The 6,650-nt window shown below is 62.1% G+C and carries 4 protein-coding genes and 1 pseudogene; 1 reads left to right on the forward strand and 4 read right to left on the reverse strand.

The window, feature by feature from the left end; all coding sequences use genetic code 11:
• The first annotated feature begins 391 nt into the window (after window positions 1-391).
• Entirely contained in the window at window positions 392-805 is a 414-nt protein-coding gene (locus tag BM300_RS13430) for a hypothetical protein (RefSeq protein ID WP_092349223.1), read from the forward strand.
• 592 nt (window positions 806-1,397) lie between these two features.
• Here the strand turns inward: BM300_RS13430 and BM300_RS31405 are convergent.
• The 4 genes and pseudogenes from BM300_RS31405 to BM300_RS13445 form a co-directional block, all read right to left on the reverse strand.
• A pseudogene (locus BM300_RS31405) lies at window positions 1,398-1,627 on the reverse strand (IS66 family transposase); the annotation flags it as partial.
• A 373-nt stretch (window positions 1,628-2,000) separates the two neighbouring features.
• The gene (locus tag BM300_RS13435; protein ID WP_092349227.1) at window positions 2,001-3,395 is read right to left on the reverse strand and encodes an efflux transporter outer membrane subunit; all 1,395 of its coding nucleotides are present in this window, start codon (window positions 3,393-3,395) and stop codon (window positions 2,001-2,003) included.
• A gap of 10 nt (window positions 3,396-3,405) precedes the next feature.
• Window positions 3,406-5,376 carry a MacB family efflux pump subunit gene (locus BM300_RS13440; RefSeq protein ID WP_092349230.1) on the reverse strand — a complete coding sequence of 657 codons (1,971 nt, stop codon included), beginning with the start codon at window positions 5,374-5,376 and terminating at the stop codon, window positions 3,406-3,408.
• The gene (locus BM300_RS13445; protein WP_092349232.1) at window positions 5,377-6,528 is read right to left on the reverse strand and encodes an efflux RND transporter periplasmic adaptor subunit; all 1,152 of its coding nucleotides are present in this window, start codon (window positions 6,526-6,528) and stop codon (window positions 5,377-5,379) included.
• Between the last annotated feature and the right edge of the window lie 122 nt (window positions 6,529-6,650).

Genomic DNA, 6,650 nt, shown 5'->3' on the forward strand with positions numbered 1-6,650 from the left:
ACAATCGGGCGATGTTTTTAGCTTTGGAGGCTCACCCGGATCGGCAACCCAGATATCGGATGTGCCAACCTCCACGACCTACAATAATGAAAGTAGCAAAGGAGATTTGGCTGACGCTTCAGACAAGAATCAAGGGGCTGACGAGAGTAGTGGCTCTAAATCCTCCTCGTCGTCACCTCGTAAGAAAGATGTTCCGGATCAAGCCGCACCGGGAGAAGTCAAAATAGGTGCAAAGCGAACTCGCGAATATGACTCTAATGGTCAACCCTTAAGGGACTATGACAAGCCCCACCAAGGCTATCAAAAGCCGCACGTCCACGAATGGTCGAATGGGGAGAGAGAACACCCCGGTCGTGATTATTCACCTTGGCCAAGGCAGTAAGGAGAATCTATGGAAAGCTGGGAACTGTTAACAGAGGCTACAATTGATGCTATTCATTTGGAGCAAACAAAGAAAGAGATTCGAATCGACGTGACGTGTAGGTGGAATGGTGAACAGCATAAACAAATTATTGCCAAAGGTGTTGATGACTTTGTTGTCAGCGAGATGCGACTTTCGAACATTATTGATTGCGTATCACATTTTGATGCCGGAGGTGGTGAAGAGGATCAAACCGCGAGGCGCTTGTTCTTTTTAATAAGAGGACACGAGCCTAGTGCTAGTGATTTGAAATGGCCCGTGTTATTAGAGAAATTAGGCCGCATTCGTGATGGCACGTTGAGTTTTATGGAACTTGAGCCTGTTTACGGCGCAACCATTATACTTTTGGCGGAGAGTATTCAGTTGCAACCCTTAGGCGAGTAGCAGTTCTCTAACTTTAAACGGGGCAGCTCAGCCCGGCGGGCGGGAGTACAAAGGTATTCAAACACCGGCCCTCTTGATATACCTTGGCTCGCAACGCGTGCTCAAGCCTCTCTAAGATTTTCCGAGAACTTGAGTCGCGTTCGCTGCGCCCATATTCTGAAACCAGTCGTCACTGCGATAACACCTGCGGCATCTAAGATTATTGCTTTGAAAGCGACGCTCATTACCCGCTCTGCGGACCCGCAGCCACCCCTACTCCACTTGAGTATCTTACCCAAATACCCGCCCGACTATCTGCCGACCTCGCTCCAACCCTGCGGCTAGTAATCGAATTGATTTGTTTTTTTTGCCGGATTACTGGATTACTGATGAACACTGTGCACGCAATTATTTCATGGTATCGAAGTCGATCCCTTTCCATGTATTGCCGTTATCGAAGCGAATATTGCTAACAGGCAAGTACGGCCTCTTTAATCAATATGTCGTCGTATTCTATGATCGTTGCTGCGCTCGTGTTCTTTAATATCACCGTAAGCCCAACCAGCCATCAAGATGGATAACGCGCTTAACTACGCGATATCGGCGAGCGGTTCTAGGGCAGCAGTGCTTCGTGGTTCTCAACCGAAGACGCCATTGGCAGAAGCTCAAGTGCGTGGCGTAGCCATAGGGCTCCTAGTCGTTGGCTTCGGCGGTCTCGACCAACCTGTCAGGTTGAGCGCTCGCCGTCGTACTGTCGCTGAACAATCAGTTCTTTCTTCCGATCACGAAGAACCTGGTGACTCCTTTGGCAAGGTTGTTGTCGATCAGCAAGTAGCCTTCCTTTGCGGCAAGCTAACTCGCGGGCTATTAAACCTGATCGCTGAAATCAGCGACCTGGGAACAGTAAAAGTCATGAGCCAGGCGCATAAGCCGGCGGATTCTGGCGTAGTTGTAGGCAACGACGCAAGGCGACGTAGCCTCGCTCGGGAGTCCTACATGGTCCGATAAACAGAACCAAAGCCGAATACTATTTGTGGCTAGGAGATTCATCTGTGGCGAGGGGATTTATCCCCGCTGGGCTGCGAAGCAGCCCCAAATCAGCTACCCCCAATACACCTGACACACCGAGGTGCCGGCTCTGGGGGCTGCTGCGCAGCCCAGCGGGGATAAATCCCCTCGCCACAAATGTCACTTGGCTTGAATGTGTATTCGAGGCTTACATCACCCGCCAACCCCCACCCAACGCCCTGTACAACGCCACACTCGCCTGTACCCGCGCCAGCCTTAGTTGGACGTTCGTATCCTGGGCGGTATAGAGGGTGCGTTGGGTTTCCAGCACGGTGAGCAGGTCTTCGGCGCCGGCCTGGTAGCGGCGCTGGGCGATGTCGAAGGCGGTCTGGGCCTGGTGCAGTTCTTCGGTTTGCCATTGCCGTTGCTGGTCCAGGCCGTTGATGCTGTTCAGGGCTTTTTCGACGTCGGCGAAGCCGTTGATGATGGCGGCGCGGTAGAGTTCCAGCAGTTCCTCTTGGCGGGCGGTGGCCTTGTCCCGTTCGGCCCTCAGGCGGCCGTTGTTGAAGATCGGCGCGGCCAAACCGGCGGTGAGGTTGTAGACGTTGTTGCGCAGCAACTGGTCGGCGATGTCGGCGCCGGTGCCCAGGCTCAGGCCCAGGGTCACCGAGGGCAGCATGGCGGCGCGGGCCACCGTGATGTCGGCCTGGGCGGCGGTGAGGCGCGCTTCGGCGGCGGCGATGTCCGGGCGGCGGCGGAGCAGGTCGCTGGGTACCCCGGCGTCGATGGAAGGCCACTGCAGGTGTTCGAACTGTTCATCGTCGAGCCTGACCGCCTGCACCGGTTGCCCCAGCAGCGCCGCCAGGGTAATCAGCGCTTCCTTGGCCTGTTGCTGCACTTGGGGCAAGCGGCGTTGCTGCGCCGCCACCAGGCTTTTTTGCTGGGACAGTTCCAGGGCCGTGGCGCTGCCGGCGTCGTAGCGGGTCTGCACCAGCTCGAGCACACTTTCGGCGTTGGCGAGATTCAGTTCGGCGATGCGCTGCTGTTCGCGCAGGGACAACGCCTGGGTGTAGCTGTTGGCGACCGCGCTGAGCAAGGTCAACTCCACGGTCGCCCGGTCGAACTGACTGGCCGAGAGCGTGCTCAGCGCACTGTCCCGGGCCGCCCGTTTGCCGCCCCAGAAGTCCAGCTCATAGGTGGCACTGAGGTTGGCGTCGTAGTAGTCGATGGTGCGGTTGTCCCGGTCGACGTCCAGTTGGCTGTAGCCTTTGCCGCGCAACAACTCCTGGCGATTGCCGTTGAGCCCGGCTGTGACTGCCGGCAGCAACGGCGCGCCGGCGATCACCGCGCTGGCCTGGGCTTGGCGAACCCGGGCCATGGCGGCGGCGAGGTCGTGGCTGTCCAGGCGCGCCTGTTCGATCAGCCGGTTCAACTGTGGGCTGCCGAAGCGCGTCCACCATTGCTGGTTATCGGCGCGAACGCTGGGCGTATCGAGGCTCTGCCAGGCCGGTGGTGGCTGGATACCGCTGTCTGGTGGCGACAACGGGCTGGCGCAGGCCGCCAGTAACAGGCTGGCGGCCAGGAGGGTCAGGGGCGCTTTCATGGGATGAGGTTCATTCACTGGTGAGGGCCGCGACCGGGTCGAGGCGGGCGGCCTTGCGGGCGGGCATGAAACCGAAGACAACGCCGGTGACCAGGGCGCAGCCAAAGGCGCCGAACACCGCCAGCCATTCGAACGCCACGGCGATCTTGCCCAGCAGCAATGCACCGCCCACCAGCAGGGCCAGGCCGATACCCGCCAGCCCGCCGACCACCGAGAGCATCACCGCTTCGGTGAGGAACTGGCGCAGGATATCGCGCTGCCGGGCGCCGGTGGCCATGCGGATGCCGATCTCGCGGGTGCGTTCGCGCACGGTCATGAGCATGATGTTCATCACGCCGATGCCGCCCACCAACAGCGAAATCGCCGCGATGGCGCCGAGCATCAGCGACAGCGTGCCCTGGGTGCGGGCTTCGGCCTGGATCATCGCGGCGTTGTTGGTCAGTTCGAAATCCTGCTTGCCGTCATGCAGGCGCAACAGCGTTCGGGAGACGGCTTGCTCGGCTTCCTTGACCTTGCCCGCGTCCTTGGCGGCGATCACCACGTACTCGGGATGACGACTGCCGAACAGCCGCACGCTGGCGGCGGAGTAGGGCACGGCGACGCGGTCGTCGGCGTCCGAATCCCCGGAGCTGGCGCCTTTTTCGGCTAGCACGCCGACCACCTGGAACGGCATGTTCTCGATCAGGATGTAGCGGCCGACGGGGTCGGCGACGTCCTTGAACAGTTTCTGCCGGACCCGGTAGCCGATCACCGCCACTGCGGCAGCGCTACGCTCATCGGCCTCGCTGAAGTAACTGCCCTGGGCCACCGGCCAATTGAAGATGATCGGGAAATTCGTGTCGTTACCGCCGACGTAGCTGGTGTGGTCGAGGTTGCCGAAACGCACGCTGGCGTCGGCGCCGTTGACCGGCATGATCCGCTGCACTTCGGGCAGGGCGGCAAGGGCGGCCAGGTCGTATTCGCTGATGATGCCCTTGGCCGCGCGCGGGCTGGGTGCGGTGCCGTTGAGGTAGATGATGTTGGAGCCGAAGGCGCCCATCTGGGCCATGACCTGGCGCTTGCTGCCTTCGCCCACCGCCAGCATCACCACCACCGAGGCCACGCCGATGACGATGCCGAGCAAGGTCAGGGCGGTGCGAAAGCGGTTGATCCACATCACCCGCCACGCCGCCTGTACCGCGTCCACCAGCTCGCCTTTCCAGGCGCCGTTGTGTTCGCTGCCGGCACTCAGGCGCTGGCGCAGGTCCACGGCTTGCAGGGCCTTGGGGTTGGCGTGCACTTCGTGTGGCGAAGAGGGGGCGTTGTCACTGATGATCAGCCCATCGCGGATCTCGATGATGCGCTTGGCCCGGGCCGCCACTTCGCGGTCGTGGGTGATCAGGATCACCACGTGGCCCTGGCTCGCCAGTTCGTCGAGCAAGGCCATGACCTCGATACCGCTCTGGCTGTCGAGGGCGCCGGTGGGTTCGTCGGCGAGGATGATGTGGCCGCCGTTCATCAAGGCTCGGGCGATCGACACCCGTTGCTGCTGGCCGCCGGACAACTGATGCGGACGGTTGCCGGTGCGGCTGGCCAGGCCCAGGCGCTCGAGCAGGGCGCTGGCGCGGGCGTGGCGTTCGGCGGCGGAGGTGCCGGCGTAGATGGCCGGCATTTCGACGTTTTCCTGGGCGGTGCCGGACGGGATCAGGTGATAGCCCTGGAACACGAACCCGAAGGCCTCGCGCCGCAGCCAGGCCAATTCGTCGCTGCCCAGGTGGGCGACGTCTTCACCGGCGAAACGGTACTCGCCGCTGGTGGGGCGGTCGAGGCAACCGAGGATGTTCATCAGGGTCGATTTGCCGGAGCCGGACGCGCCGACAATCGCCAGGAACTCGCCAGCGTGAATCGACAAATCGATGCCGCGCAGCACTTCCACCCGGGGGCTGTCGCCACCGCCGTAGGCCTTGCGAATATCCCGCAGTTCGATCAGGGGCGTGTTCATTCAGCCTCCGCTGCCGGTGGCTGGGCCGATCAGCACCTGTTCGCCCTCGCTCAGGCCGTCGACGATCTGGATGCGCAGTCGATCGCTGACGCCAGTGCGAACGGTCCGCGACTGGACATCGCCGTTGTCGGCCAGCACCCGCACCTGGCCGGCGTTGTCCTGTAACGCAGCGGTGGGCACGGTCAGCACGTTTTGGGCCTGGGCGGCGACGAAAAACACTTGGGCGGTCATGTCGGTCATCAGGCTGCGGTCGGCGTTGTCCACGTCGAGCAGCACGGTGTAGAGCACCACCCGTTCGCTGCCACTGCGACCACCGGTCGGGCTGCCACCCTGGCTGGCTTCCAGCGGGCGTGGCGGCACCGGGAGGATCTGGCGCACGGTGCTGCTCCAGCGACGGGTGCCACCGGACAGGGTGGTGAAATAGGCGGTCATGCCCGGTTTGACGTGGCCGATGTCGGCTTCCGAAACTTCGGCCCAGACCGTCATCGGCGACAGCCGGGCGATGCGCAGGATCAGCGGGGTTTGCTGCTGGGCGTTGAGGGTCTGGCCTTCCCGCGCGCCGACGGCGACCACGGTACCGCTCATGGGCGCATAGATCCGCGTGTAGCCCAGCTCGGCCTCGTCGCTGCGCAGGCTGGCCTGGGCCTGGCGGATCTGGGCCTGGAACATGTCGATGCGCGCCTGGGTCGCCCGCACTTCGGCCTGGGCGGTCTGCACGTCTTCCTCGCGGGTGGCGCCGCCGGCCTTGAGTTGCTGCTGGCGGCGGAATTTCTGCTGCGCCAGGTCGTGCTGGGCGCGCTGTTCCTGGAGCTGGGCCTTGAGGTTTTCAATCGAGAAGCGTCCGGCGTCCAACCTGGCTTTTTGTGTGGAGGGGTCGATTTCGACTAGGAGCTGGCCTTCGCGCACTTCGTCGCCGGCTTCCACATGAATCTTCTGGATCTGCCCGGACGCCTGGGCGCCGACGTCGACATAACGCCGCGGTTGCAGGGTGCCCAGGGCGGTGACGCTGTTTTCGATATCGCCACGGGTGACGGGCGCGGTGACCAGGGGCGCCCGGCTTGGCGCGACCGCTTGCCACGCGGCGAAGGCCACGGCCGGAAGCAGGGCGAAAGTGAGAAGCCAGGCGCGTCGGGTAGGGCGGGGACGTTTCATGCGGGGTTCCGGCCGGTGATATCGGGTCCGTCGCAGGCAGGGCAGGGACGGGAGGCTGTTCTGGTAAACGAGCGCTTGGGGCGGGAATTTACTGGGTTGAAACACTTGGTAGCAGGTTGGCG

The sequence above is a fragment of the Pseudomonas sp. NFACC46-3 genome (assembly GCF_900114515.1).
In the GTDB taxonomy this organism is placed as follows: domain Bacteria; phylum Pseudomonadota; class Gammaproteobacteria; order Pseudomonadales; family Pseudomonadaceae; genus Aquipseudomonas; species Aquipseudomonas fluorescens_Q.